22 protein-coding genes are annotated in these 26897 nt (G+C 67.8%); 6 read left to right on the forward strand and 16 right to left on the reverse strand.

Annotation, left to right across the window (positions count from 1 at the left end; genetic code table 11):
* Window positions 1-26 precede the first annotated feature (26 nt).
* Entirely contained in the window at window positions 27-896 is an 870-nt protein-coding gene (locus GV790_RS18055; protein ID WP_138451261.1) for a MaoC family dehydratase, read from the reverse strand.
* On the reverse strand, window positions 893-2248 hold the full coding sequence (locus tag GV790_RS18060) for a 3-oxoacyl-ACP reductase (RefSeq protein ID WP_163814498.1): 1356 nt from the start codon (window positions 2246-2248) through the stop codon (window positions 893-895). Before GV790_RS18060 ends, GV790_RS18055 begins: the two co-directional genes overlap by 4 nt.
* Window positions 2249-2518: 270 nt before the next feature.
* Here GV790_RS18060 and GV790_RS18065 point away from each other — a divergent pair, with 270 nt between their 5' ends.
* Complete coding sequence (locus GV790_RS18065; protein ID WP_163814499.1) at window positions 2519-3841, forward strand: acetyl-CoA C-acetyltransferase; 1323 nt, start codon at window positions 2519-2521, stop codon at window positions 3839-3841.
* Window positions 3842-3911: 70 nt separating this feature from the next.
* Here the strand turns inward: GV790_RS18065 and GV790_RS18070 are convergent, their stop codons facing one another.
* Window positions 3912-4247 (reverse strand): dihydrofolate reductase family protein, encoded by a 336-nt coding sequence (locus GV790_RS18070; protein ID WP_178128078.1) that lies wholly within the window; start codon window positions 4245-4247, stop codon window positions 3912-3914.
* Between the two features lie 281 nt (window positions 4248-4528).
* Here GV790_RS18070 and GV790_RS18075 point away from each other — a divergent pair, with 281 nt between their 5' ends.
* Together GV790_RS18075 and GV790_RS18080 are read left to right on the forward strand one after the other, a co-directional pair.
* Window positions 4529-5797, forward strand: coding sequence for a hypothetical protein (locus GV790_RS18075; RefSeq protein WP_163814501.1), 1269 nt, complete (start codon window positions 4529-4531; stop codon window positions 5795-5797).
* A complete protein-coding gene (locus GV790_RS18080; protein WP_375139405.1) occupies window positions 5794-7215 on the forward strand; it encodes a lipase family protein in 1422 nt (473 codons plus the stop codon). The genes GV790_RS18075 and GV790_RS18080 overlap by 4 nt, the downstream gene beginning before the upstream one ends.
* A 74-nt stretch (window positions 7216-7289) precedes the next feature.
* Here GV790_RS18080 and GV790_RS18085 read toward each other — a convergent pair whose 3' ends face one another.
* Window positions 7290-8753 (reverse strand): alpha/beta hydrolase, encoded by a 1464-nt coding sequence (locus GV790_RS18085; RefSeq protein ID WP_163814502.1) that lies wholly within the window; start codon window positions 8751-8753, stop codon window positions 7290-7292.
* A gap of 327 nt (window positions 8754-9080) precedes the next feature.
* Between GV790_RS18085 and GV790_RS18090 the strand changes: the two genes are divergently transcribed.
* Window positions 9081-9458: a hypothetical protein gene (locus GV790_RS18090; RefSeq protein ID WP_163814503.1), complete on the forward strand. Its 378-nt coding sequence runs from the start codon at window positions 9081-9083 to the stop codon at window positions 9456-9458.
* A 9-nt stretch (window positions 9459-9467) separates the two neighbouring features.
* On the opposite strand, the gene GV790_RS18095 is transcribed toward GV790_RS18090, so the two are convergent.
* The 5 genes from GV790_RS18095 to gnd form a co-directional block, all read right to left on the reverse strand.
* Window positions 9468-9959: a GbsR/MarR family transcriptional regulator gene (locus tag GV790_RS18095; RefSeq protein WP_163814504.1), complete on the reverse strand. Its 492-nt coding sequence runs from the start codon at window positions 9957-9959 to the stop codon at window positions 9468-9470.
* 74 nt (window positions 9960-10033) lie between these two features.
* The gene (locus tag GV790_RS18100) at window positions 10034-10798 is read right to left on the reverse strand and encodes an ABC transporter permease subunit (RefSeq protein ID WP_163814505.1); all 765 of its coding nucleotides are present in this window, start codon (window positions 10796-10798) and stop codon (window positions 10034-10036) included.
* 34 nt (window positions 10799-10832) lie between these two features.
* Window positions 10833-11720, reverse strand: coding sequence for an ABC transporter ATP-binding protein (locus tag GV790_RS18105; RefSeq protein ID WP_163814506.1), 888 nt, complete (start codon window positions 11718-11720; stop codon window positions 10833-10835).
* Window positions 11721-11937: 217 nt separating this feature from the next.
* Window positions 11938-12603, reverse strand: a complete 666-nt coding sequence (locus tag GV790_RS18110) for a hypothetical protein (RefSeq protein ID WP_163814507.1) — start codon at window positions 12601-12603, stop codon at window positions 11938-11940.
* Window positions 12604-12794: 191 nt separating this feature from the next.
* Window positions 12795-13826: a phosphogluconate dehydrogenase (NAD(+)-dependent, decarboxylating) gene (gnd, locus tag GV790_RS18115; protein ID WP_163814508.1), complete on the reverse strand. Its 1032-nt coding sequence runs from the start codon at window positions 13824-13826 to the stop codon at window positions 12795-12797.
* 1166 nt (window positions 13827-14992) lie between these two features.
* Here gnd and GV790_RS18120 point away from each other — a divergent pair.
* Entirely contained in the window at window positions 14993-17005 is a 2013-nt protein-coding gene (locus GV790_RS18120; RefSeq protein WP_163814509.1) for a VanW family protein, read from the forward strand.
* A gap of 41 nt (window positions 17006-17046) precedes the next feature.
* Here the strand turns inward: GV790_RS18120 and GV790_RS18125 are convergent, their stop codons facing one another.
* The 3 genes from GV790_RS18125 to GV790_RS18135 form a co-directional block, all read right to left on the reverse strand.
* Window positions 17047-17781 (reverse strand): helix-turn-helix domain-containing protein, encoded by a 735-nt coding sequence (locus tag GV790_RS18125; RefSeq protein WP_163814510.1) that lies wholly within the window; start codon window positions 17779-17781, stop codon window positions 17047-17049.
* A 322-nt stretch (window positions 17782-18103) separates the two neighbouring features.
* Window positions 18104-19192: a DUF4185 domain-containing protein gene (locus GV790_RS18130; protein ID WP_175585937.1), complete on the reverse strand. Its 1089-nt coding sequence runs from the start codon at window positions 19190-19192 to the stop codon at window positions 18104-18106.
* Window positions 19193-19483: 291 nt separating this feature from the next.
* The gene (locus GV790_RS18135) at window positions 19484-21319 is read right to left on the reverse strand and encodes an acyl-CoA dehydrogenase (protein WP_163814512.1); all 1836 of its coding nucleotides are present in this window, start codon (window positions 21317-21319) and stop codon (window positions 19484-19486) included.
* A gap of 233 nt (window positions 21320-21552) precedes the next feature.
* Here GV790_RS18135 and GV790_RS18140 point away from each other — a divergent pair, with 233 nt between their 5' ends.
* Window positions 21553-22158: an alpha/beta hydrolase family protein gene (locus tag GV790_RS18140; protein WP_163814513.1), complete on the forward strand. Its 606-nt coding sequence runs from the start codon at window positions 21553-21555 to the stop codon at window positions 22156-22158.
* A gap of 162 nt (window positions 22159-22320) precedes the next feature.
* Here the strand turns inward: GV790_RS18140 and GV790_RS18145 are convergent, their stop codons facing one another.
* The 4 genes from GV790_RS18145 to GV790_RS18160 form a co-directional block, all read right to left on the reverse strand.
* Window positions 22321-23010, reverse strand: a complete 690-nt coding sequence (locus GV790_RS18145) for a class I SAM-dependent methyltransferase (RefSeq protein ID WP_163814514.1) — start codon at window positions 23008-23010, stop codon at window positions 22321-22323.
* A 276-nt stretch (window positions 23011-23286) separates the two neighbouring features.
* On the reverse strand, window positions 23287-24510 hold the full coding sequence (locus tag GV790_RS18150) for an erythromycin esterase family protein (RefSeq protein WP_163814515.1): 1224 nt from the start codon (window positions 24508-24510) through the stop codon (window positions 23287-23289).
* Between the two features lie 217 nt (window positions 24511-24727).
* Window positions 24728-25831: a DUF4185 domain-containing protein gene (locus tag GV790_RS18155; protein WP_163814516.1), complete on the reverse strand. Its 1104-nt coding sequence runs from the start codon at window positions 25829-25831 to the stop codon at window positions 24728-24730.
* Window positions 25832-25992: 161 nt separating this feature from the next.
* Window positions 25993-26754, reverse strand: a complete 762-nt coding sequence (locus GV790_RS18160) for a crotonase/enoyl-CoA hydratase family protein (RefSeq protein WP_163814517.1) — start codon at window positions 26752-26754, stop codon at window positions 25993-25995.
* Window positions 26755-26897: the final 143 nt, after the last annotated feature.

The following is a 26897-nucleotide window of genomic DNA, read 5'->3' on the forward strand; positions in this document are numbered from 1 at the left end:
CGCGGCTCCCATCGAGTCCATCCGATTCAGCGCAGGGTGGCCGTCAGATGCGGATACCCCTTCTTCGGGTGCCGCAGCGCCAGATCCCAGCCGCCGTCGGCCTGATCGGCGTACAGGTTCACCGTCGACGGCAGGAAGATCGGCTTGCCGAACTTCACCGAGTAGGTGACCTGCTCTGGAATCCGGCCCTCGATCGAGCCGAGAACCGTTGCCGCCGACCACATGCCGTGCGCGATCGGCTTCGGGAAACCGAACGCCTTGGCGCCGAGAGCGGAGGTGTGGATCGGGTTGTGGTCGCCGGAGGCGGCCGCGTACCGGGTGATCGTCGGCTGATCCACCCGCAGGGTGCGCAGCGGGGGCGGCGGCACCTCGTCGGGTTTGGGTTCGGGCTTGGGCCCACCCGAGAGCGAGGTGCGCTGCTGGTGCAGGAAGGTGGTGACCTGACGCCACACCAGCTCGCGGCCCACCCGGATCTCGCTGATCGCGTCGACCAGCAGACCCTTCGGGTGCTCGCGCAGATTCTCGATATGGGCGGTGATGTCGAGCGGTTCGCTGACCGAGATCTCGCGGGTGCGTTCGATGACGTTCTCCGCGTGCACCGCGCCCACCGCGACGAACGGGAAGTCGCGCTGCACCACCAGCTGCATCACCACCGGGAAGGTGAGGATGAACGGGTAGGTCAGCGGCAGCGAATCACCGAACCGCAGGCCCGTCGCCCGGCAGTAGGCCGCCAGGTGATCGGGGTCGACCCGCACGCCGTCGAGCTTGATCTCGCGGTCGGGCAGCGTCGGTTTACGCGCCGAGACCAGCGGCAGCGGCACCGAGCCGAGCGCGGCCTTCAGATACAGCTTGCCGTTCTTCGGCGGCTCGGTGAGAGTGATGGTCTCGGTCATCATGCTCCGATCAGGCTCTGACCGCAGACGCGAACCACGTTGCCGTTCACCGCGTTCGACGCCGGGCTGGCGAAGAAGGCGATGGTCTCGGCCACGTCCACGGTCTGGCCGCCCTGCAGCAGCGAGCTCATCAGCCGGCCGGCTTCGCGGGTGGCCAGCGGGATGGCGGCGGTCATCGCGGTCTCGATGAAACCGGGTGCGACGGCGTTGATGGTGATGCCCTTCTCGGCCAGCTTCGGCGCCTCGGCGTTCACCATGCCGATGACACCGGCCTTGGACGCGCCGTAGTTGGTCTGGCCGCGGTTACCGGCGATACCGGCGATGGAGGACACGTCGATGACGCGGCCACCGGCCCGCAGCGCGCCGGAGGACACCAGGCCCTCGGTGATGCGGTGCGGCGCGGCCAGATTGACGTTGAGGACCGAGTTCCAGCGGCCTTCGTCCATGTTGGCCAGCAGCTTGTCGCGGGTGATGCCGGCGTTGTGCACGATGATGTCGATGCCGCCGAAGCGTTCGGTGGCGAATTCGGCCAGCTTCTGCGCGGCGTCGGGGGCGGTGACGTCGAGCGCGAGCGCGGTGCCGCCGACCTTGTTCGCCGTCTCCGACAGCGCTTCACCGGCGGCCGGGATGTCGGCGACGATCACCTGGGCGCCGTCGCGGGCGAAGACCTCGGCGATGGTGGCGCCGATGCCGCGGGCGGCGCCGGTGACCACGGCGACCTTGCCCTCGAGCGGGCGGTCCCAGCTGGTGGGGGCGACGGCGTCGTCCTTGCCGACCCGGATCACCTGGCCGTCGACGAACGCCGACTTGGCCGAGAGCAGGAACCGCAGCGTGGATTCCAGGCCGGTGGCGGCGGCGGAGGCCTCCGGGTGCAGGTACACCAGCTGGGCGGTGGCGCCGCGCAGCAGTTCCTTGGCGACGCTGCGGGTGAAGCCCTCGAGCGCGCGCTGGGCGATCTGCTCGTCGACACTGGAAGCCAGTTCCGGCGTGGTGCCGATGACGACGACGCGGCCGGAGGCGGCGATGCTGCGCATGGCCGGCTGGAAGAACTCGAACAGCTGCGAGAGGTCCTCGATGGTGCCGATGCCGGTGGCGTCGAAGACCAGCGCGCCGTACTTGGTGCCCTGGCTGGGGGCGTCGGCGAAGGTGTAGTCGGTGAGCAGGGCGCGGATCGGTTCGGCGACCCGGCCCTTACCGCCCAGCAGCACCGGGCCCGGCAGTGCGGGCTCACCCTTGACGTAGCGCCGCAGGGTCTCCGGCTGCGGCAGGCCCAGCTTGCTCGCCAGGAAGGCGCCGGGGGCGGAATGGACGAACGATCCGTAGAGGTTGGGTGCACCCTTGCTCTTGGCTGCCACGATTCCCACCTTTTCTGTGCTCGATGTCTTGGATGTCGGTGCGTCCCCCTGTTTGCGCTCGCAACACTCCATAGGCTGCCTGACCAGCGGCGCAGGCATCGCCCGTGAGGTGCGCGAGCGCACAATTGCGGGGTGCGGTATCGACAACAAACTTACTCCAGAGTAAGTTTAATGTAAACCGATTGCGACCGGGCGCCGAACCGTGTGGAGGGGTTCCGCACCAGCGTCCGGGGCGCGGCGGAAGATCCCGACGAGACCTTGGAGACTCGAGTGACTAGCAAAGCCCGTTCGACGAAGAGCACGGCCACCACCACCAAGCAGCCGCGTCCGGTCGCGATCGTTGGCGGTAACCGGATCCCGTTCGCTCGTTCCGACAAGGCGTACGCCCACGCCTCCAACCAGGACATGTTTACCGCCGCCCTGGACGGCCTGGTCAGCCGCTTCGGCCTGCAGGGCGAGCGCCTCGGCATGGTCGTCGGCGGCGCGGTGCTCAAGCGGGTCGGCGAGCACGGCATGATCCGCGAGAGCGTGCTCGGCAGCAAGCTCAGCCCCTACACCCCCGCGCACGACCTGCAGCTGGCCTGTGGCACCGGCCTGCAGGCCATCGTCACCGTGGGTGACGCCATCGCGGCGGGCCGCATCGACGCCGGCGTCGGCGGCGGCACCGACACCACCTCCGATGCGCCGATCGGCGTCAGCGAGGGCATGCGCGAATGGATGCTCGACGCCAACCGCGCCAAGACCAACAAGGACCGCCTGAAGCTGGTCGGCCAGCTGCGCCCGAGCATGCTCGGCATCGAGATCCCGCGCAACGCCGAACCGCGCACCGGCCTGTCGATGGGTGAGCACGCCGCCATCACCGCCAAGGAATTCGGCATCGCCCGCGAGGCCCAGGACGAGCTGGCCTACCTGTCGCACAAGAACATGGCCGCCGCCTACGATCGCGGCTTCTTCGACGATCTGATCACCCCGTTCCTCGGGCTGACCCGCGATGACAACCTGCGCCCCAACTCCTCGATCGAGAAGCTGGCCACCCTGAAGCCGGTCTTCGGCGTCAAGGCCGGTGACGCGACGATGACCGCGGGTAACTCCACCCCGCTCACCGACGGTGCCTCCGCGGTGCTGCTGTCCAGCGACGAATGGGCCGCCGAGCGCAACCTGCCGGTGCTCGCGCACCTGGTGGATTCCGAGGTCGCCGCCGTCGATTACATCCACGGCCCGGACGGGCTGCTGATGGCGCCCACCTACGCGGTGCCGCGCATGCTCGCCCGCAACGGCCTGACCCTGCAGGATTTCGATTACTACGAGATCCACGAGGCCTTCGCCTCGGTCGTGCTGGCCACCCTGCAGGCCTGGGAGTCCGACCAGTACTGCAAGGAGCGCCTCGGCCTGGACGGCGCGCTCGGCTCGATCGACCGCAGCAAGCTCAACGTCAACGGTTCCTCGCTGGCCGCGGGCCACCCGTTCGCCGCCACCGGCGGCCGCATCGTGGCTTCCACCGCGAAGATGCTGGCCGAGAAGGGTTCCGGCCGCGCGCTCATCTCCATCTGCGCCGCGGGTGGGCAGGGCGTCGTCGCGATCCTGGAGCGCTGATCCGCTCCGCGTTCGCGCATCCGATCTGAGGGGTGGCATCCGGTGGTACGCCGGGTGCCACCCTTTTCGGTTACCGGGACCGGCGCGGCGAAGCTGCCCGCGGGACTCGGCGTGTGCGCCGGTGGCGCAGGGAGGCGACGCGCGGGCTCAGCGCCCTCGACTCCACCAGCTCCGGCTCGGGCGGTTCGGCGCGCGGCGGGTTGAACGGCGTCCCCAGGCCGACGATGACCGGGTAGACGAACCGGCGGTACTCGTCGATCAAGTCCTCGGTGATGGCGGCCGCGGCGAGCGTTGCCCCGTCTCGGGACCAGGCGGCGCATTCGCGATAGACCAACCCGGCGTTACTGTTCTGTGATCTTTCGCATCGCTTTCCTGGGAAATTCGAGCGGTAGATGTCGCGCTCCAAGGCAGATAGTCCGCCGGTCACCGGGCAATCTCCGCTCGATTCCGTCGATTCCGCGCACGGCGGCCGCGGGGCGTGGCAGGGTTGATTTTGCCGGTCAGGGTGTGTTTACCTGCTCGTAACCTGCTGGGCTGTCGGGGCCGGGTGGAGATCGATCGGTGTTTCGGCATCCGAGCCGGTCTGTTCGGAATGTGGCTATCCGCGGGAAATGTGCTGTCACACCGCGCATTTCTTGAATTCGAGGTCAAGAAATCGAGCGTGCGGAGAGGAAGGCTGAACGGCTGATGCGCATCGGAATAGTGCTACGCGCGGCAGTGGTGCTGCTCGCTGCCGCAGTCGGAATGGGCCTGGCCGCGACGCCGGCCGCGGCCGATGATCTGGACCGCTATCTGGACCTGCCGCTGGTGAACCGCAATGCCGAAGCGGGACCGGGCGGAGTGCATCCGGACCTGCCCTACGACGCGGCCCAACTGCGCGGCCTGCTCGACCAGGCCCGCGGCGCGGGCGTCGCCCCCACCCGCTACGCCGCCCTGCTCTACCAATACTGGCTGGTCGACGCCACCAACAAGGCCGGAATCGAGCTGCGAGCGTGGAATCCGCGGGCCGGCGTCGAGGCCAACCGGCAGAACCTGATCAGGTCGTACCGCTATTACGAAGATTTGCAACTGGCCCACCGGGAACTGCAGTGGGCGGGCATGGGTGGCCAAGTCGGCGCCGATTTCGGTGGCGGCCTCATCGATTTCGAGCTGATGAGCAACATCTATTCGCTGCCCGGCCTGTCGGAGTCGGCGCGCGGGGTGATCGGCGCGGTCGAACAGACCGCTGGCCCGCAGGCCGTCGCGATGCTGCCGCGCGGGCTGGCCGCACTGGCCGAAGCGGGACCGCAGATCACGCCGGCGGATCTGCACTACATCATCGGGATGATCCTGGTGATGCAGAAGAACATCTTCTCCGATCTGATGCCCATGCACGACGCATACGTCACCGGAGGGCTGCCCGCGCTGGAGGAATTCCAGGCCGCCGGGCTCTTCGGCGCCGACATCATGAACGCCTGGCGCGATATCGCTTCCGGCGATCGCGACCGGATCGCCGCGGGCAATGCCACCCTGTTGCGCCGCGAACAAGATTGGGCGATCGGCGGGCAGTGGGATGCGGTCCGGGCCTATAAGGGCGCGGTCGGTGAGGCCATCACCTACGTCAGCGGCGCGGCCGGGTCGCCGTCGGTGGCCGGCGTGGCTCCGCCGCGTGAATTCAAGCCCGTGCGTATTCCGTTCACGATGGCCGACGGCCGCCCCGCGCTGCTGACGATGCCGCTGCCGGAGTGGAACTGGTCGGTGCTCGATGCCCGCTGGGAATACATTACGAACGAGCTGCTGCCGAAATACAAGTGGCAGGTCGAAAACAATTGGCCCGCACTGGAAGCGGTTATGCGCACGCCGTACGAAATACAAATGGAATCACATCGCCCGCTGTTGAACATCCCGCAGCTGCTGGATTCGGCGGTGCGGCAGATGAAGGTGACGCCGGTGGGCGCGGAAATGGCGGTGAACTGACCATGAAGGCAGCACGATTCATGCGCTCGGAGCGGCGCCGGCCAAGCGGTGGTACTCGATCATCGCTGCGCCGCCCGCTGACCGCGCTGTCGGCGGCCGCGCTGACCCTGTTCGCCGGTGCCGGAATCGCCTTCGCGCAGCCCGAACCCGCACCGCCCGAACCCTTCGTGCCGCCGCGCACGCCTGGCCTCGGCGAGGTGTTCAACGGCTATGTGGTCGGCACTCTCCAGGGTGCCACCCTCGCCGCACCGGGCGAAGCCTTCCAGGCCCTGCTCGCCAACGACCCCTTCTATCAGGAACCTCCGCTCACCGGTGACGAGAAGCCCGGCACGGTCCTGAAATCCAAGAAGGTCGACGTCATGTTCTCCGGCGTGAAACCGGCGAACCTCGACGCCTACAAGTTGATGTACGTGACCACCGGCGTCGACGGCGTCACGCCCGTGATCAGTACCGGCATCCTGATGATCCCGGTCGACGGTAAGCCGAACGACCAGCGCAAGCTGATCTCGTATCAGGAAGCCAACGACAGCGTCGGCTGGTCCTGCCACCCGAGCACCCAGTGGACCGGCGGCGATCCGCTCGACGGCGCCTCCTGGTCGGCGCTCGGCCCGCTGGCCATGCTGTTCGGCAAGGGCTACGCGGTCATGATCTCCGACGTCGGCAATGACGCCGACCGCAAACCGCACGGCGTGTTCGCCGGCAAGTTCGCCGCCCACGCCCAGCTCGACGGTGCCCGCGCGGCCTTGAACTTCCGCGAAGCGGGCCTGGACCCGAAGGCTCAGGTGGGTCTGTTCGGTATCGCGGGCGGCGGCGTCGGCGCGGGTTTCTCCGCCGAACTCCAGCCCACCTACGCGCCGGACCTGGACGTGAAAGCCACCGTTCTGGAAGGGATGGTGGTGAAGCCGCGCAACTTCATGCGCGTGGCCGACGGTTCGGTCGGTTCCGGCTTCGCCTTCGCGACCCTGCTCGGACTCGAACCGTGGTACCCCGAGATGAAGATCGACGAAAAGCTCAACCCCGCGGGCAAAGCCATCGCCGATTTCTTCCGCACCCAATGCCAGACCCCGGCCTACTTCGGCATGCCGTTCGTGCCACTGAAGATGCTGTTCACCTCCGGCCTCAATCCCGCCGACGAGCCCGCTTTCCAGCGCGCCTACGACGACAACATCCTCGGGCAGGCGGGCGCGCCGGAGTCGAAGGTGCTCATCACCTCCTGCGCCGCCGACGATTCGTTCATGTCCCTGGTGCCGGCCGCGGATTCGCGCGAACTGGCCGACATCTACCGCTCCAAGGGAACCGATGTCACCTACGCGCCCTCCAATTGCAGCATGATCCGCATGATCACCGACCTCTACGGTTGGGGCACCGATCTTTTCGGTATGCAGACCATTGATTGGCTGGACGCGCAGTTCGATTGATGTGCGGGCGGCACAACCTTCGCGGGCAGTAGGGTCGCGATCTGCGTGAGGCTGTGTGGTGCCGGCCCGGTCCATCAGGCTGGGTCGAGCCGGCATTCGATATCGGTCGTCGGTAGTGAGCCGTCCAGAAGGAAGGCGTCGACGGCCTCGGCCACGCAGGTACTCGGGAGCCCGAGCACGCCGTGCCAACGCACATCACGCAGCGTGACCAGTCGCGATCCACTCATCAGGCGGCGCATGGACGTCGCGCCCGAATACGGGGTGCGGATATCGCCGTCGGCATGCAACAGCAGCACCGGCACGGAATGCCGGATCCGGGTGGGCGGTTCGAGCGGCGTGGGCCAGAACGCACACGGTGCGATGTTGTTGAACAGCGGACCGAAGATCGGCTGCTCGGTCCGGCTGCGTTCGATATTGCGCCAATACCACTCGGGATCGCGCGGTGCGGCGACGTCGCCGCATTTGACGGCCATATGCGCCTCGAACATCCTGCTCCCGCCGACCCAGCCACGCACGTTCTCCCACAGTGGAATCGGTGCTACCGCAGCCCCATCGGCGACGGCTCGGAGCTGATGCAGGAGCTCGGCCAGCTGAGCGGCATACGGCCCGAACGACAGCGCGAGGTTCAACGTCGTGAGCAAGATGTCGTCGTCGACCGTCAACCCGGCGAGTTCGATCGGTCGCTGCGCCACTCGCGTGATGAGTTCGCCAACGGTGGCCAGCACGGTCGCGGCACTGTCCCCGAGCTGGAACTGTTGCTGCTCGGCGGCTACCTTCTCCGCCCAGTCCGCCAGTGCGGCCTCATTGGCGACCCCCGAATCCTGGAACGTGCCGAGCCAGTACCGTTCCGGGTCGACCACGCTGTCCAGCACGATCCGGTCGCTGTGTTCCGGAAACATCTGGGTGAACACGGCACCGAGGTAGCTGCCGTAAGAAGGCCCGTAATAGCTGATCGTGGACTCACCGAGGACGGCGGCGATCATCCGCATATCCCGCGCGGTGTCGCGGGTATTGATATGCGGCAGCGCACCGCCCTCCGCCCCGAGGCACAGCGCCGCCAACTGCGCGGCCCGCTGGACATCGCGATCGAAGGCCGCACGATCCGCACCCGGCTGCCCATCGCCGCCCGGCACCCGCCCCGGCGGCCATCCACAGTCGACCGGCGTGGACTGCCCGACTCCGCGCGGATCGAATCCGATGAGGTCGTAGGACGCGCGCACCTCGGCCGACAGCCCGTTCCCGACCGCATTGCCCGGGTCGAGTCCCGGCGCGCCCGGACCGCCACTGTTGGTCAGCAGCACACCGCGCCGCCGCGCCGGATCGGTCGCGGGCACGCGCGAGATGGCGAGGCCGATCGTCCGGCCGCCGGGCACGCCGTAATCGAGCGGCACCCTGATCTGCGCGCATTCGCCGCGCACGGCGGCCAGATCGGGGTCCGAACACTCCTGCCACTCCACATGCTGTCGCTCGAATCGCTCCAACCCCGATTCCGCGGTAGCGATGCCGGCACCGGATCCGAGCGTCGGACCGATGATCATGGCAGCCGTGACGGCAATGCAGAACTGTCGAAACCGACTGCCTCGCATATGAACCCCCTCCAGGCCAGCAGGATATCGCGGCCGAACTGGGCGCGACAACGCTTGTTCGCCGCCGCGCCCTCAGCGGCTCATCAGTCGAACGGTGAGGATTTCTCGGCATGCGGACGAATCCGGCCTCGACCCTCTGCCGTGTCTCAGGTGATCGTCACAAGCGACGGGCACAAGGGGGTGCAGACGCGGGCCCGGTGATCGAGCCCCATTTCTCGCGCCGCGCCGGTGGATTTCTGCGATCCTGAATTCGTCGCAGTCCTATTCCGAGGTGTTCGTATGCTCAAGCCGCTCTTCGTGACCACGGCGATCTATCTCGCGGGCATCGGCCTGGCGTTGATATTCGTGCCCGCGCAGTTCGGCGTCGGCGCGGTCCCCGACGATCCGTCGCCGGAACTGATCGCCCTGCTTCGCCTGCTCGGCGGGCCGCTGCTGGGGATCGCGGTGTTGAACTGGAGCTCGCGTAATGCGGAGCCGTCGGCGGTGCAGGCCAGTGTGGTGCCGGCCAATATCGTCGGATTCGGCGCCGTCGCCGCCAACGATGTCTGGGGTGTGTTCAGCGGCGATGCCCGCGACCTCGCAGCGGTGTTCCTCGTCGTGCACCTCGGCTTCACGCTGGGCTTCGTGTACGCGTGGGTGCGCGGCCGAAAGGCGTGAGGCCGCGCGTCAGGCCCGCGGGTGTTCGGCGTACCAGCGGTCGATCAACGCCGGAAGTTCTTTGCCCATCCACACGAAGAACTCGTGCATTTCGCGGACCCGGGAGGCCTGCTCGCCGTCGGGGTCCGCGAACAGGGCAAGGCCGCGGGAGGTCATCGCGGTCAGATCGTCGTACTGGGTGCTCTGCTGGCGGGTGAGCTCGGGGAGCACGCCCGCGCGCAGAATGTAGTAGTCCTTGCGGTCGCCGGGTTTGGAGATCTTGTCGACCCAGCGCATCGTGGTCAGGTTCTTCAGGGCGTTGGATATGGAGCCCTTGGACGCCTGCAAGGCCTCCGCGATCTGGGCGAAGGTCTGCTCGGGCGGCGAGCAGACCATCAGCCAGCCCATGGCGCGGCCGGTCATGCGGACCAGGCCCATGCGTTCGAGCACGAGCGCGAAATCCTCGACGAAGGCCAACTGCTCCGGGGTCGGGGCCGCTGGGTCGCGTTCCGAACTGGTCATCGGTCGAGTATCCCTTCCGGCGGGAGAAACGGGAAAACGGGGCGGGCCGGCTCGGCCCGCCCCTGACGTGTTGTTCACACCGCCAGATCCCGGCGATCGAAGCACACCAGCGCCGCGATCAACGCGAGGCCGCCGCCCACCGCCAGCACCGCGAGATGCCCGGCGTTCCAGCCATTGACCAGCGGGGAATCGCCGTTGGCGTAGTAGAACGGGGAAAGCTTGCGCAGCCAGTCGTCGCCGAGGTTGTTGGCCAGGTAACCGGCGACGGCGAGCAGCGCCGCCACCCCGAGTGCCAGCGAACGCTTACCGGTCGCCGCGCCGACCAGCAGCGCGACGGCCCCGGCGAACAGGGCGAGCAGCCCGAGCCCGGCACTGGCCGCGACGATATTTCCGGTCTCCACCTCGAGGTTGCCGGAGTTCGCGCCGGCGATCACGCTCACCGTCAGCACCGCCGTGACGACCGCGACCTGCACCGCGAGTGCGGCGAAACGCTGCGCCAACAGTCCGGTCCGGCTGATCGGCTGGGCCAGCAGTAGATCCAGGCTGCCGTTCTCCTCCTGGGTGGCCGTTCTGGTGGCGATGGTGACCGCGAAGATCAGCATCAGCAGCAAACCCATCAGCGAGTACACCGTGGAGTTGAGAAACCCGGTGCCGCTGGCGAAATCGCTCAAACCCATCGCGTCGTACATGCTGTTCTGCTGGATATCCAGCGAGCCCTGCTCTTTCAGCGATTGGTAGGACGGCAGGTAGATCATCGGGACGATGGCAAGGCCGATCGACCAGCCGATCAGGCCGCGCCGCTGTTCTTTCAAGGTCTGGGTGAAAACGGTGCTCGACATTGCGAATGCTCCTGTGCGGAAAGGAAATATGGGCTCAGCGGCCGTAGCGGCTGAAGAAGATCTGCTCCAGGTCCGGTTCGTTGGACAGCACACTGACCAGCTGATATTTGGCGGCGACCTTGAACAGCGAATCCACCTCGCCTTCGGTGGTGCAGCGCAGCGTGCTGCCCTCGATGTCGAGATCGCGCACACCGGGCAGCCGGGCGAAATCGTCGGGGAAGATCTCCTCGCCGAATATCAGCTCGACCGCGCGTGGCGAACGCCTGCGCAGATCCTCGACGTTCTCGGTGCCGAGCAGTTTCCCGGCCCGCATGATGACGGCGCGGTCGGCGGTCTGCTGCACCTCGGTGAGGATGTGTGAGGACATGAACACCGTCTGGCCATTGTTCTTCGCCTCGGTCACCAGGTCCAGGAAGCGCTGTTGCAGTAGTGGATCGAGCCCGGAGGTGGGTTCGTCCAGGATCAGCAGGGCGGGATTGTGCATGAAGGCGGCGATGATGCCCACCTTCTGCTTGTTGCCCTTCGACATCGAGCCGACCTTCTTGGACAGATCGAGGTCGAGCAGCTCGGCCAGTTCCACGATGCGCCGCCGGGCGACGTCGCCGCGCCGGTCGGCGAGAAAGGTCAGCAGTTCGCGCGCCGAATGGCGGCCCTCGATCGCCAATTCGCCGGGCAGATAACCGATTCGGTGGCGCAGTTCGGCTCCGCCGGCGCGTGGGTCCATGCCGAGAACTTCCGCCCGGCCCGATGTCGGCCGGATCAGGTCGAGCAGGATCCGGATGGTGGTGGACTTGCCCGCCCCATTGGGGCCGAGAAATCCGAACACCTCACCCTCGAACACCTCGAGGTGCAGGTCGGTGAGCGCGACATGCTTGCCGTAGTGCTTGGTGAGGCCCTCGGTGCGAATGGCGGCGGTGGTCATGATGCTCCTTGCAGAGGATTCCGGTGGCCGGTGGGGACTCGCGTGTTCCGTAAATACTGATGTGTTCAGTAAAGACTGAACACAAAGAACATGTCAAGCGTTCTGCGGGGAACTTCGTAATCGCGCGGGCTTGGTTTGCCTATGACCTGGGGTTATGTGTCACCGGCGGGCCGGCGCACCGACAAGGGAGCCGGCGAGTTCAGGCCGCCGCGACCGTTCAGGCGTTGACCGGCGCGGGTTCCTGGGCCGACGTCGCCGGCCCCAGCGTGCTGCGCAAGTTCGCGATCACGGTCCGACCGAGGGCGTTGTTGCCGACGCCGCCGATCACCGCGCCGATACCGGCCGGGATCACCTTGCCGAACATCAGCGCACCGCGTTTCACCACGAACTGGACCAGGAAGCGCTTCATGTACGAATCGTCCATGCGGTTCAGCACCGGGATCCGGTCGCCGAGCACATCGACCCACTTGCCGGCGGCATGGCCCGCCGTTTGTCCCAATGCCTTCGTCCCGGCCTGGCCGAGGACCACGGCCGAGACGAGATGGTCGTCGAGGACTTCCTCCGGCGTCATCCCGTGCACCGCTGCAGCCCCGGTGGCCAGCACGCTCGAGGCCTCCAGGAAAACCAGCGTGTCGGCGCCGGTCGCGAACAACGCCACCACCGTGCCCACGCCTGGCACTGCCGCACTCAACCCCACACCGACACCGCTGGCGGTCACCGCGATCAAGTACTGCCGCTCCAGGCGCCGCACGATCTCGTCGGGTGATTCCTCCGGATGCCGGTCCCGCAGCCACGCCGCATACTTCGTCACCACCGGCGCCTGTGCGTGCGCGGCGCGATCCAGCGCCGACACCACACCCTTGTCCAGGAATTCCCGCAGCATAGATCCAGCCTCCTAGCCTCCCGCCGCAGCACGACGGTCGTTCGGTACCTAGAGTCGACACCTCGACAGCGCCGATCCGCACGCGCAACAGCCGATGATCCTGATCACCCGGTCCGCCGGTCGCGCCGAATATATCCCGCTTACCCGAAGCGCAATCGTTGACGCGCACGTCAAGAAGAGACTGCGGCGTCCTATTCCTGCGGCAGCTCGTTGTGGCCGCCGAAGGCCTTGCGCATGGCGGAGAGCATCTTGTCGGCGTAGTGGGATTCGCCGCGCGAGGAGAAGCGCTGGAACAGCGCGGCGGAAAGGACGGGAACCGGGACGCCGATGTCGATGGCGGCGTCGATGGTCCAGCGACCCTCGCCGGAATCGGAGACGCGGCCGCCGAAGGAGTCGAGGTTCGGGTCGGCGTGCAGGGCGGCGGCGGTCAGATCCAGCAACCAGGAGGCCACCACCGAACCGCGCCGCCACACCTCGGTCACCTCGGGAATGTCGATCTTGTAGCGGTAGTACTCGGGATGCTCGAGCGGGGTCTCCTCGGCCGAATGCGCGCCGCCGTCGTACTCGGCGCCGTAATCGGCCTTGTGCAGGATGTTGAGACCCTCGGCGTAGGCGGCCATGGCGCCGTACTCGATGCCGTTGTGCACCATCTTCACGAAATGCCCCGCGCCGGCCGGTCCGCAGTGCAGATACCCCTGTTCGGCGGGGGAGGGCTCCCCGGTGCGACCGGGGGTGCGCGGCGCCGCGTCCACGCCGGGCGCGATCGAACGCAGGAGCGGGTCGAGGTACTTCACCTGGTCGGCCTCGCCGCCGATCATCAGGCAGAAACCGCGGGCGCGGCCGAAAACACCACCGGAGGTGCCGATATCGACGTAGTGGATGCCCTTGGGGGCCAGTCGCTCGGCCCGTTCGATGTCCTCGTGGTAGCGGCTGTTGCCGCCGTCGATGATGATGTCGCCGGGCTCCAGCAGTTCGGCGACCTGGTCGATGACCGCGCCGGTCGCGCCGGCCGGGATCATCACCCACACCACACGGGGCGTCTCCAGCCTGCCGACGAACTCGGCCAGATCGGTGGTTCCGGAGAACGAGGCGCCGAGTTCGGCGCTGAGTTCGTCGATATGCGGAGCGTGGCGTTCATAGCCGACGGCGGTGTGCCCGTCGGCGACGATCCGGCGCACGATGTTGGCGCCCATCCGGCCGAGGCCGATCATTCCCAGCTGCATGCCATCATCTCCTCGCTCGTCGTCACCCCTGGTCGCGCACGATTGTCCCGCGCCGGAGGAAATTGATGTGGCAGGCGGGTGTAACGCGGCGAATGCGGCGCCGATAGACAGATCGGCTCCGTGTAGTTGCCAGACCCCCGACCCGGCAACTGCACGGAGCCTTTTGGTGTGCGAACTGCGTCTTTGCCGATCGTTTGCTGGGTCGCGGTCCAGTGTGATCTGTGCGGCACTGACGTGGCCGGTGCCGACCGTTATCGTTGGGCGAGCGCGCACCGCGCTGGAAAACTTGTAACCCGATGTGGGGAGGACGATTCGTGACCGGCGAGTCGAACACCGGACGCGGCGAGAGATCCGAGCCCGCCCGCCGCGCACAGCCCACCAACGGCGGGCTACGACAGTTCCTCGAATCGGCCCGCGCCCAGCAGCAACAGCGCCTCCAGGCCGAGCAGGGTCGGTCGGCACAGGAGTCCCAGCAGGCGCAGGAGCCGCTCGCGGACCATCGGCACCCGCAGCCCCAGGATTCACCGGCGGCGCCGGGTCTAAACGCGCAAGATCCGCGCGGTGCCGAGCGGCCCGCACAAAATCCGCGTGCCGAGCGACCCGGCGGTCTCCATCCGAGCGCGGGGGATCGGCCACGCGTCGAACAACCTGCCTCCGATCCTGCGCCGGGGTTCGGTCGCGCGAGTTCGCCGCTCGACCGGGCGACCCTCCGGATCCCGATGCCCGCCGATCCGCCGGGGCCAGCGCCGGACAGCGCGTTCGATCCGCGCCAGGGGCTCGCGCACGACTCGCGCCCGGGGCTCGCGCGCGATTCCCGGCGGGGGCCCGCGCATGAGCCGGGCCCGGAGCAGAGGCATGATTCGCCGCCCGAGCATCTGACGCAGCGGCTGCCCGTCCAGCCCGATCCGCCCCGGTCGCACTCGGAGCAGGTCCGGCCCACCGATGCGACACCGAACGAACCGCTGACCCGTCGGCTCCCGATCCCGCCGACATCGGCTGCACCCACGGCCCATCCGGACGATGACGTCATCGCGACCGACGCGCTGGCGATCGAGCACAACCACCGAGCCGGAGGCTCGCGCAGCAGCGCAGGTCGTCACGGCCCGGCTGCCGATGTGCCGAGGGGCGCCGCTCACCCGGACGCAGGCGAATCGCCCACGGAGGTGATGAGCGCGGTCCCGCCGACCGCTGGGACGGCAGGTGGTGCCCAGCCGACGCTGCGATTCGGGTCCACGGCGTCGGCAGCGAACGAACCGGCCCAGGCCGAGAACGGCCCCGAGAACGCGCATGAGCGCGAGTGGGCCTCGCACGCTCCGTCCGAGGACACCGTCGGAACGCAGAAAACCGCCGCCTACGCCTACTCGGAGCAGAGCCGGGCAGACCTCGAAGCCGGCTCGGCGGGCGCCGAACCGCCCCGCCCACCGGCCCCACGCGCACCGGGCGAGCGTCGCCCGATTTCCCGGCAGCCGGAGGAATCGAAGAAGCGTCCCGAGTTCCTGCAGATCATGCAGTCGCCGAAGGCACGCAAGATCGGTATCGCGGTCGGCGCCCTGTTCGGCCTCGGCCTGCTGGGCTATGTGGCCGATCTGGCGATGTCCTCCGGTGAGGTGCCGCGTGGTGTGGTGGTCGCCGGGGTGGAAATCGGCGGCATGGACAAATCCGCGGCCGACGCCCAGCTGCGCGCCGAATTGGATGGTCGAGCGGGCCGGGAACTGCCCGTGACAATCGGCGATGTGCAGACCACCCTGGTGCCGGGCTCAGCGGGTCTCAGCGTCGACTGGGACGGCACCTGGGATCGGATCGGCGATCAGCCGCTCAACCCGATCACCCGCCTGACCTCGTTGTTCGGCACCGAGACGGTGGAGGTCGATACCGCCGTCGACGAGCAGGCGCTCGGCAAGACGTTCGACGCGCTGCGGGTGCACGACCGCCCCACCGTCGAGGGCACCATCGTCTTCGAGAACGCTCGGCCGGTGGCGGTGGCTCCGGTCCCCGGCCGGGTGCTCGATGCGGCCGCTGCCCGCGAGGTGCTCGTGCACAACTGGGTCGCGGGCACACCGATGAACCTGCCGGTGGTGCCCGCCCCGGTCGCCGTTCGCCAGGACGCGATCGACCAGGCGTTGCAGCAGATCGCCCAGCCCGCGGTGTCGGCGCCGGTGATCTTCGACGGTAAGGGCGGTAAGGCCCAGCTGGTTCCCGAGCAGATCGCCACCATCGTGTCGTTCGCGCCGGACGGCAACGGCGGTCTGACCCCGCGCATCGATCAGAAGGTCGCCACCGACCTGCTGGCTCCGCAGCTGAAGGAGTCCGAGGTCGAGCCCAAGGACGCGACCTTCACCCTCACCGGCGGCAAACCGACGGTGGTTCCGTCGGTGGTCGGCGACAAGATCAACTGGCAGAAGACCCTCGAACCGCTCGCGACCTTGCTGGCCGCGCCCGCGCCGCAGCGCACCGCGCCCGCGGTGTACGAGAAGGTGGAGCCGAAGCTGACCACCGAAGCGGCTGCCGGCCTCGGCATCGTGGAGCCGATGGGCGAATTCACCACCGGCGGATTCAGCGGGCCGTCCGGGGTGAATATCCGGACCGTCGCCAGGAAGGTCAACGGCGCCGTCGTGAAACCCGGAGAAACCTTCTCGCTCAACGAGTTCACCGGCCCGCGCGGCACCGCCGAGGGCTATGTCGAATCCGGCATCATCGACCACGGCCGGCCGAGCAAGGCGGTCGGCGGCGGTATCAGCCAGTTCGCCACCACGCTCTACAACGCGGCCTATTTCGCCGGTCTGGAAGACGCCGGTCACACCGAGCACAGCTATTACATCTCGCGGTATCCGGCAGCCCGCGAAGCGACGGTCTTCGATGGCGCCATCGACCTCAGCTTCCGCAACAACACCGCCAACGGCATCTATATCGAGGCCTCCGCGAACAATTCCGAAGTGACCGTGCGGATCTGGGGCACCAAGACCGTCGAGGTGGAATCCATCACCGGCGAACGCACCAAGCCGACCAAACCCAAGACCATCACCCTGCCCAAGGGTGATGGCTGCATCGCCACCGAGGGCGCTGACGGTTTCACCGTCAGCGACACCCGGGTGATCACCGATATCGCTACCGGCAGGGAAGTTTCGCGGACCACCCGGACCGTGAAATACGATCCGATCCCGATCGTCAAATGTGAGTAGCGGCCGGCCCGGTCATCCCGAGGCGGCTCGGCGCGCGGTGGTCAGCGCCCCGCGCCGGGCACCAGCCGGTACAGCATCCACGGCCGCCGCGGGAATTCCGGCGCGTAGATGCGTGCGATCATGCCGCGGTTGCGCCGGGTGACGGGGTCGCGCACCAGCACCCGATCGCGGTGCAGCTCCTCGGGCCGCAGCGGTGCCGCCCACATCTGATCCCATTCCGGTGCGCGTCCGCAGCGGTCGGCGATCTCAGCGATCCGTTTGTCGTCGGCGAGCCCCGGTGACAGCACCCGGAACGCATTCACCAGCAGCCGCGCTTCCGCCGCCCATTCCGGCAGCACCGCTTTCGCGGCCGGGTTCAAGAACATCCATTCCAGCGCGTTCGTCCCCGCTTCCACACCGGGAAACCACCGCTGATAAGCGGAATTGGCGGCGACGATATCGAAGGTCGGAAATACCTGGAAGCACGCGGGATGGGTCAGGCTGCGCAGATCCGCCAGATCGTCGGGCGTCGGGGTGTCCGGTGCCGCGCCGAGCCCGCTCGGCAGGAAGTCCGGGCGGGTCAGGCTGCTGATATGCGCGCGGAACCACACCGGAACCTGCAAGGCGTCGAACAGGTGCGACAGGGTTTCCGAACTGGGTTCGCGTGCACCGCTTTCGACCTCTTCGGCGACCACTCGCGGAACCCGCGCCCGCACCGCCATTTCGCCGCAGCTCATTCCTACCGAATGCCGCCGTTCCCGAACGTATTCGCCGATCGTGTAGCGCTGTTCGATCATGTCCCCTCACCGCTTTCGCCTGAAACCACGAAACCGGCACAGCGGAGCGCCGAAAATCGCCTCTGCCGCACCGGATGTCACATTGCGCAGAACTCGGTACCGAGAAGGCAAACGATAGGCGCCGATCCCTACCTCGGCGCATTCCTGCACCGAGTCGTCGCTCATTCGTTACCCCAGCCTTCGAAAGCTTTGCAGCGAAAGGCAATCGGTATCGCGCGCAGAGTATGGCACACCTGTCCGGGCACCGCAGAAGCGGCCGGCGCCGAGCACATCGGCGCGAAATCGCCTCGGTCCGGGGAGAAGTCGGCGTTACCGGCCCGCGTTACAGCGGGGTGCGCATCAGGATGACGTTGTACTGGTTGTGCACGGTGAGCAGGAAGTACAGGTCGCCGCCGGTTTGGTAGGGGTAGATCATCGGGGCGTAGGCCGTGGGGAGGGCGGCGGCTTCGACGAGAGTGCGGGGTGGACTCCACGGGCCCTCGGGGGCGGGGGCGGTACGCAGCACGACGGAGTTGAACGGGTCGGTGGTGAGCATGACGTACTGGCCGAGGTGGTCGTTCCACTGCACCGACAGTTCGGCGACGCCGCCGACGATCGGCGCTGCGGCCTTGGCGTCGTTGGGCTTCCAGCCGTGGCCGTCCCAGTATTCGTAGGCGTCCAGGTTGGCGATCTCGTGCTCTCTGACCCGGGAGATGTAGCCGGCGTGGTCGCGGCCCGCCGGGGTGCCGTACTTGTAGACGTAGCCGCCGGCCTTGACGAAGGCGTTCTGCTGGAACTTCTCGAAACCGTCGACGTTGGCGCGGCGGGTGGTGGGCAGTTGGGCCCAGGTCTGGCCGCCGTCACCGGAGACGGCGAGGGTCGCGAAATTGGTGTCCCACTTGCCGTGATCGCCCCAGCTGCGCACCGACATCATGGACATGTACTGCACCCCGCCCACGGAGATGCCCGCGGTGGGGATGAGGCTGATCTCGATGCCCGGAATCTTGGGGCTCGGCAGTGGATTGGGCACAGCGCCGTCGAACATGATGCCATCGGACGGGTCGGGATCATGGCTGCGGAACAGCACGTTGCTCGTCCAGGCCCACACGCTGCCCGTGAGCAGGTTCGGCACACCGAGCCCGGCGCTGTCGCCGAAGGCGGTGATCATGCCGCCGCGCCCGTCGTCCCACATGATGCCGAGATCGGTGCCGAGCACGTTGACGTTCTGCGTCCGGTTCGGGCTGTCCATGCCGGTGACCTGGAAGATCGCCTGCGTGGGCCCGGGCAGCGCGGGCAACCCGCGCGGCTGGCCGTTCAGCCCCGGAATCGGATTGACATTGTTCGGATCCGCGATGGCGGGCCCTGCCAGAACCATCGAACACACCGCACCCACCGCTCCGACGCGGGCAAGCGTGGCCAACGATCGGTTCAGCTTCACCGTTTCCTCCTGGACAGATCCCACCCGGTTCGAACGCAAGGAGAACCTTATCCGGGCCCGCCGACACCCGCCAGGCGGAAACATGGACACCGCCCCCAGATACACGAAAGAGCGGCCCGGAAATTCCGAGCCGCTCATTCGCTTGTGCTCTACTTGCCACCTGATCTCGCAAGATCCGGGTAACTCACCGGGTACGGGCTAACCCACCCCGGCACTCACCGCAGGCCGCCAACGCGACTCTCACGGCACCTGAATCCGGCCAAAATCCCGGAGAGGCGGGCCGGCCTAGAAAGCGGCTTCGTCGAGCTCCATGATGTCGTTGTCCAGGTTGGACAGCACCGTGCGGGTGGCGGTCAGCTCCGGCAGGACGTTGCGGGCGAAGAACTGCGCGACCGCGACCTTGCCCTTGTAGAACGCCTCGTCGGCGCCGGTGACGCCCTCGTCCAGCTTGGCGCCGGCCACCTCGGCCTGACGCAGCAGCTGCCAGCCGATGAGCAGGTCACCGACGGCCAGCAGGAAGCGCACCGAACCCAGGCCGACCTTGTACAGCTCGGTCGGCTGCTCCTGGGCGCCCATCAGGTGCCCGGTCAGGGTGGCGGCCATGGCCTGCACATCCTCGAGCGCGGTGGCGAGCAGCTTGCGCTCACCCTTCAGCCGGCCGTTGCCCGCCTCGGCGTCGATGAACTTCTGGATCTGGCCGGCCACGTGCGCCAGCGCCACACCACGATCGCGGGCGATCTTGCGGAAGAAGAAGTCCTGCGCCTGGATGGCGGTGGTGCCCTCGTAGAGCGAGTCGATCTTCGCGTCGCGGATGTACTGCTCGATCGGGTAGTCCTGCAGGAAGCCGGAGCCACCGAAGGTCTGCAGCGATTCGGTCAGGTACTGGTAGGCGCGCTCGGAACCGACGCCCTTGACGATCGGCAGCAGCAGATCGTTGACGCGGAACGCGGTGTCCTTGTCCGCACCCGAGACCAGCTGGGCGATGTCCTCGTTCTGGTGCGCGGCGGTGTAGAGGTACACCGCGCGCAGGCCCTCGGCGTAGGCCTTCTGCATGGCCAGCGAGCGACGCACATCCGGGTGATGGGTGATGGTGACGCGCGGCGCGGTCTTGTCGGTCATCTGGGTCAGGTCCGCACCCTGCACCCGCTCCTTGGCGAAGTCGAGGGCGTTCAGGTAACCGGTCGACAGGGTCGCGATGGCCTTGGTGCCCACCATCATGCGCGCGTTCTCGATGACGTCGAACATCTGCGCGATGCCGTTGTGCACCTCGCCGACCAGCCAGCCCTTGGCGGGGATGCCGTGGCCACCGAAGGTGACCTCACAGGTGGCCGAGACCTTGATGCCCATCTTGTGCTCGACGTTGGTGACGAAGACGCCATTGCGGTCGCCGAGGGTCTGGGTCTCGAAGTCGAAGTGGTACTTCGGCACGAAGAACAGCGACAGGCCCTTGGTGCCGGGGCCCGCACCCTCGGGGCGGGCCAGCACCAGGTGCATGATGTTCTCGAACAGGTCGTCGGAGTCACCGGAGGTGATGAAGCGCTTGACGCCCTCGATGTGCCAGGAGCCGTCCTCCTGCTTGATGGCCTTGGTGCGGCCGGCGCCGACGTCGGAGCCCGCGTCGGGCTCGGTCAGCACCATGGTGGCGCCCCAGTTGCGCTCGGCGATGATCTGAGCCCACTTCTTCTGCTCATCGGTGCCGTTGTTGTAGAAGACCTGCGCGAAGCCCGCGCCCGCACCGTACATCTGCGCGGGCGGGTTGGCGCCGAGGATCATCTCGCTCAACGCCCAGACGACGCTGGAGGGGGCGCCGAGGCCGCCGAGCTCCTCGCGGACGCCGACCTTCATCCACTCGCCGTCTTCCAGGGCGCGGTAGGACTTCTTGAAGGCCTCGGGGAGGGTGACGGTGTGGGTTTCCGGATCGAAGACCGGCGGGTTGCGGTCGCCCTCGACGAAGGAGTCGGCCAGCGGGCCCTCGGCCAGGCGCCGGACCTCGTTGAGCATTTCCTTCACGGTGTCGGTGTCCAGGTCACCGTAGGCGCCGCTGTCCAGCACCGAGCCGATGCCGAGCACCTCGAAGAGGTTGAACTCCAGGTCGCGGACGTTGCTCTTGTAATGGCCCATGTCTGCTACTCACTCTCCATCGAGTTGGTGCGGTCGGTTGTTCTGCCGTTCCCGCCCGTTGTCGCCTCCGGGTAGCCATACCGGTTTTCCGCATGCTACTCGCGGGTAACTTATTCGCCATATTACCGGCCAGTAAGGCGGTCGCAAAGACGAAATCAGCCAATGTGACGCGATGAACACGCCACCCCTCGCCGGGCCGGCGGCTGGCAGCTGACCTGCGGTTACTGTGAGGTGTGCGGATCGAGACGAGTGCCGGGCCCGCCGAGGTGCAGCTGCGCCGTCCGCGCGGCGCCGGGTTCCTCCTGCTGCTGACCCACGGCGCGGGTGGCGGCGTCGATACCAAAGACATTCTGGCTGTTCGCGATTCGGCCCTCGACGCCGGTGGGGCGGTGGGCCTGGTGACCCAGCCGTACCGGGTCGCGGGCGGGCGGGCGCCAGGATCGGCGGTGAAACAGGACGCGGCCTGGGTGGAGATCGTCGAGGCCGTGCGCAGGCGGGTGGGTAAGAAGCTGCCGCTCATCCAGGGTGGGCGCAGCAACGGGGCGCGGGTGGCGTGCCGGACCGCGATCGAGGTGGGCGCGCGCGGAGTGATCGCGCTGGCGTTCCCGCTGCATCCGCCGGGTAAGCCGGAGAAATCCCGGCGCGATGAGCTGCTGGCGACCGGCGATATCGAGGTGGTGGTGATCAACGGCGGTAGCGACCCGTTCGGCATCCCGGATCCGGGCGATGCCGCCGAGGTCTGCGTTATCCCGGGTCAGCCGCATTCTTTCCGGACGGGCTTCGACGTCATCGGTGCGACGGCGGGCAGATGGCTGACGCGATGGAGCGTCGTCGGATAGCCCACTGGCCCGGACCGCGCGCACGGGCGTCGACCGCTGACGGACACAGGGCTTCCCGACCTGTTGAGGCCGGGGCGATATCTGACGCGCCTTGGTGCAGAGCGACGACTGATCGTGCCGTCCGGTCCACAGTCCAGCGGCCACGCCCTGTGGACTGTTCCCCTAGTCGGACGGCGCCGGCTGCTCCGGTTCCAGATCCGCCCGGGACGCGATGACCAGGGCGTCGATCGCGTCGCGGCCCTCGGTGGGGCGCTGGATCCGGTCGGCGACCCTGATGTGGAGATCGGGGAGCCCCGCCAGATCGGCGACGATGTCGTCGGGCGTGAACAGAATCTCCGGGTCCTGTGGGCCGCCGTAACCGTCGGTGAGATTGGTGCTGTCGTGGCCGAGCACCAGCAGGGTGGCGCCCGGGCTCAGCAGTCGCGCCACCTGCCGCACCAGGGGGCGGCGCTGGGCGGCGGGTAGATGCAGGAACACCATCAGCACGAGCTCGTAGGGGCCGGTGATGCCGGTCGACTCGAAATCGGTGAGGTCGGCGCACTGCCAGGTGAGCCGCTCCCGGACCGAGCGCGACAGCCGGGTCGCGACCGTGCGCCCCTTATCGATGCCCACCTGCGAGAAGTCCACCGCGTGTACCCGCCAGCCGTGGGTGGCCAGCCACAGCGCGTTGCGGCCCTCGCCGCAGGCCAGGTCGAGCGCGCGCGGCAGATCGGGGACGACGCCGTCGGGGCCCGGATGCAGCGGCGTCACCCGATCCAGCCCGAAGACGTGCTCCACCACGGTGCTGTTCGGCGGTGCGCCCCACACCAATTCACCCTGCGCGTACCGCGCATCCCATTCGGCCGCGTCCATAGCGGCCAGTGTATTGACCCCCACCGGGGTGCCTCGGCAACCCGGCGGCCCCGCTGCCCGCCTCAGCGGTCCGTGAGCCCAGTGCTGACCAGCCCGCACCTAGGGGCGAGCTGGTCAGCGTGACACCCCGGCAAAACCCCGCCGCGCGTCACCGCTCCGACCCGGCGCATTCGGCCCGCTGCGCGGCTGCGCTCGCGATCACGCGTGCGTTGGTCTCGTTCGCTGTCGTTGTGAACCGGTGTCACCGGGCCCGTCCCCGGCTGTGCGACCGCGCGATCAGGCGGCGAACTCCGGCAGCCACTCCACGGGCGTCGACGCACGAACGTGGATCAGCACGTCGAAGGCGTCGGCGAGCGAGCCGACCGTGATGAAGGCTTCATCGTCCTTGGCCGGGTCGTAGATCCCGCTGATCGTGCGCATTTTCACCGGCCCGCGCCGCCACCGGTCGACCGGTTCGGGAGCGTCGCCGTGCAGATCGACGAAGAAGGCGGGCAGATCGATCGCGCCGAGCTGGGCGTCGATCAGGTCGGGCGCCGGGTCCGGTGCGATCGCGACACCGAGATCGCCGTGATGGAAGCCGACCGCGACGGCGCGGTACTGCGCGCCGAATTCGGCCCGCAGATGGACCCCCGCGCCGCGGAATAGGGCCGGGTCGGTGCGCCCGACTCCGGCGTCGGCCCCCGCGGTATGACCGATCCCGTCCCAGTAGACGATCTTCGCGCCGGTCCGTCGCTGCCGCTCGATGATGGTCTCGGCCGAACGCCGCTCGTCCCTGGCGAATCCGCCCTGACCGGCGACGCTGTACTGATGGAAATCGACGATCATCCGCATGCGCGCGGCGATCTCCTCGGGGACCCCGGCCAGCTGTTCGATCAGGTGCAGGGCATCACGGGCGTGTTCGATGAACGGGCGGCCGGGATGAATCCCCTGGTGACGCTGTACATGTTCGTCCACGCGGTGCGCGGTGCGGATCGGATCGAGATGGGATCGCAGCTGTGCCAGCGCATCCGGTGCCTCGGTGCGGACGTGATCGAGCACGGCGTCGTAATCGGCGGGTTCGGCGGCGGGCGGTTCGATGCCGAACACCGTGACCGGGTCGTCGGGATGCTGTTCGTTGAACGCGCGGATCCAGTCGAGGGCGGCCACCATGTCCGCGGTCCGCCACGGCCGCCAGGCCCCGGCGAGCGCTGTCGCCGGATCGCCCTGGCCGGTGCGGACGTAGGCGTCGAGCCGTTCGCCGGAGCGGGCGCCGTCCTGGATCGCCAGGGCCCGGAAACCGTGCTGCTGCACCAGCGCCCGGAAGATGCGCTCGCGCACGCCGAAGGTCTGCCGGGAGAACCGGGTCGACTCGCCGATGCCCACGACGCTCGCCTCGGCGAGTCGCGCGATCAGCGGATCGAGATCGGCGCCGACTGCGTCGGATTCGGTGCGCAGCGGGCGGGCGCGTGCCCGCAGCCACTGCTGGGTTTCGGCGATGTCCGAGATCAGTTGCGCGGTCATGATGGTCCTCCCGATTGATCGTGTGTGATCCCCAGGCTCGTACATCAACCTTTGTTCAGGTCAAGTTCGTCATCGGGGCCTTCGATTCGCTCGGGTGCGCCGTGGGGCTGGTCCGTCGACGCGTAACGCTGCGGCCGTCAGCCGCGCTGTGCGCGGGCTCGGAAACGCGACGATGCCCGCGCCGGGCAGCGCGGGCATCGACGACCTTGGATCGGGTCTACAGGCGGGTGCGCATCAGCAGCACGTTGTACTGGCTGTGCACCGTGGTGAGGAAGTAGAGATCGCTCCCGGTCTGATACGGGAAGATCGAAGGCGCATACGCGGTGGGCAACGCCCGGGTATCGATCAGCACCTCGGGCGCACTCCACGGACCCACCGGCGAGGATGCGCGGCGCATGACGACCGAGTTCCACGGATCGGTGGTGAGCGAGATGAACTGGCCGAGATAGTCGTTGTACATCACCGACAGCTCGCCGACGCCGTGCATGATGGGCGCCGCCTTGTTCACATCGCGGATCCAGCCGGCGCCGTCCCAGTATTCGTAGGCGCCGAGATTCTGGATATCCGGCTCACGCACCCGCGAAATGTAGGCGGCGTTGTCGCGGCCGGACGGCGTGCCGTAGACGTAGACGAAGCCACCGTCCTTCACGAAGGCGTTCATCTGGAAGTTGGCGTTGCCGCCCTCGTTCGGGCGCCGGGTGGCGGTGAGATCGGCCCAGGTCTCGCCGTTGTCGGCGGAGGCGGCCAGGCCGGAGAAGTTGGTGGTCCATTCGCCGGGCGCGTCCCAGGTCTTCACCGACATGGTGCTCATGTACTGCACGCCGCCCACCGAGATGCCCGCGGTGGGGATGCGGCTGATCTCGAGGAACGGAATCTTCGGGCTCGGAATCAGATCGCGGGCCTGGCCGAAGACATCGCGCACCACGCTGTCGAAGTAGATGCCGCCGGAGGGATCCTTGGTGTGGCTGCGCACCAGAATATTGCTGCGCCACGCCCACATGCTGCCCGCGAGCAGGTTCGGGAAGCCGAGGCCCGCGGTATCGCCGAAGGCGGTGAGCATCTCGCCGTGGCCGTTGTCCCACATGATGCCGAGGTCGGTGCCGAGCACGTTGTAGTTCTGCGTGACGTTGGGGCTGGCCATGCCCGTCACCTGGAAGACGGCTTGGGTGCGGCCCGGCAGGTTCGGCAGGCCGTTGGTGCCGTTGAGCACCGGGATCGGGTTGATGGCGTTGGGGTTTGCCGTGGCCGGGGCGGTCGCGGTGAGAAGCAGGGCCGAGGCGCCCGCGAGCGCGGACATCAGGATGGACGCGGTTCTGCTCACAGGGGTGGGCCCTCCGGGGTCGCGCCGAAACGGGCCTCGATCCACGGAACGCACGCGTGTGTCGTGCACCACATTTCGACTGGCTGGCAAATCGTCGGAAATGCTAGCAGTGAAATCCCCAGAATTGGGGGGTTGCGCCTGCGACCGGGCGATTCCCAAACCTATTTCGGTGTTTTTCCACCCGATCCCAATGCTCGCCGCACGATCAGCGGCAACTGCGCAGCACGCTCGAGGGCGAACGCGCGGCGGGCCGAGGCGTGCCAGGCGCGGTCGATGAGGCGCTTGGCGGCGGCGACGGCGTCGGGCGGACGGGCCGCGATGCGGTCGGCGAGCTTCTCGGCCTCGGCCATCGGATCGGCGCTGATCTCGGTGATCAGCCCGATTCGGGCGGCGTGCGCGGCGTCGACGGTGTCGGCGGTCATGGCGAGCAGCAGGGCCTGATCGGCGCCGACGAGCCGGGCCAGCGTCGCGGTGCCGGTCATATCCGGAATGAGACCGTGCTTCACCTCCATCACCGAGTATTCGGAATCGGGGGTGGCGAAACGGAAATCGGCGGCGAGGGCCAGCTGCAGGCCGCCGCCGTAGCAGCGCCCGTGGACGACCGCGATCACCGGAACGGGCAGCCGGCGCCAGGCCCAGCAGGCCTCCTGGAAGGTATTGGTGCCGCGCCAGGGCAGCGGAACGAAGTTGCGCACGATGGCGAGCGGATCGCCGGTGGCCGCGGCGATATCGAGTCCGCTGCTGAAGCTCGGCCCCGCGCCGGAGAGGATGACCGCGCGCACGTCGCGCCGCTCGGCCACCGCGTGCGCGGCACTCACCAGATCGCGCAGCATCTCGATGGTCAGGCCGTTGTGCTTGTCCGGCCGGTTCAGCGTGACGTAGGCACGTTCACCTTCGAACCGCACCGCGATGTGTGAGCCCATGGCATTATCTTACTCTGCGGTAAGTTCGTCCGTGGGGCGCTTTCGAGCACGCCGCGGCCCACGGTCCGCGGCATCGGTTCGCTGAGCGGGAGAGCGAGCCGAAGCCGGGTCACGCGGGGCCCGGCTCGAATAGTGTCGATCCC

Source organism: Nocardia cyriacigeorgica (genome assembly GCF_010858045.1).
Classification (GTDB): domain Bacteria; phylum Actinomycetota; class Actinomycetes; order Mycobacteriales; family Mycobacteriaceae; genus Nocardia; species Nocardia cyriacigeorgica_E.

Coding starts and splice junctions, on each gene's coding strand:
- GV790_RS18090 (WP_163814503.1), top strand. CDS start 9,081: ATGCTCAAGCCGCTCTTCGTGACCACGGCGATCTATCTCGCGGGCATC.
- GV790_RS18135 (WP_163814512.1), bottom strand. CDS start 21,319: ATGGGCCATTACAAGAGCAACGTCCGCGACCTGGAGTTCAACCTCTTC.
- GV790_RS18120 (WP_163814509.1), top strand. CDS start 14,993: ATGAGCGCGGTCCCGCCGACCGCTGGGACGGCAGGTGGTGCCCAGCCG.
- GV790_RS18160 (WP_163814517.1), bottom strand. CDS start 26,754: ATGGGCTCACACATCGCGGTGCGGTTCGAAGGTGAACGTGCCTACGTC.
- GV790_RS18085 (WP_163814502.1), bottom strand. CDS start 8,753: ATGATCATCGGTCCGACGCTCGGATCCGGTGCCGGCATCGCTACCGCG.
- GV790_RS18150 (WP_163814515.1), bottom strand. CDS start 24,510: ATGACCGCGCAACTGATCTCGGACATCGCCGAAACCCAGCAGTGGCTG.
- GV790_RS18105 (WP_163814506.1), bottom strand. CDS start 11,720: ATGACCACCGCCGCCATTCGCACCGAGGGCCTCACCAAGCACTACGGC.
- GV790_RS18095 (WP_163814504.1), bottom strand. CDS start 9,959: ATGACCAGTTCGGAACGCGACCCAGCGGCCCCGACCCCGGAGCAGTTG.
- GV790_RS18145 (WP_163814514.1), bottom strand. CDS start 23,010: ATGGACGCGGCCGAATGGGATGCGCGGTACGCGCAGGGTGAATTGGTG.
- GV790_RS18100 (WP_163814505.1), bottom strand. CDS start 10,798: ATGTCGAGCACCGTTTTCACCCAGACCTTGAAAGAACAGCGGCGCGGC.
- gnd (WP_163814508.1), bottom strand. CDS start 13,826: ATGCAGCTGGGAATGATCGGCCTCGGCCGGATGGGCGCCAACATCGTG.
- GV790_RS18110 (WP_163814507.1), bottom strand. CDS start 12,603: ATGCTGCGGGAATTCCTGGACAAGGGTGTGGTGTCGGCGCTGGATCGC.
- GV790_RS18125 (WP_163814510.1), bottom strand. CDS start 17,781: ATGATCGAACAGCGCTACACGATCGGCGAATACGTTCGGGAACGGCGG.
- GV790_RS18055 (WP_138451261.1), bottom strand. CDS start 896: ATGATGACCGAGACCATCACTCTCACCGAGCCGCCGAAGAACGGCAAG.
- GV790_RS18075 (WP_163814501.1), top strand. CDS start 4,529: ATGCGCATCGGAATAGTGCTACGCGCGGCAGTGGTGCTGCTCGCTGCC.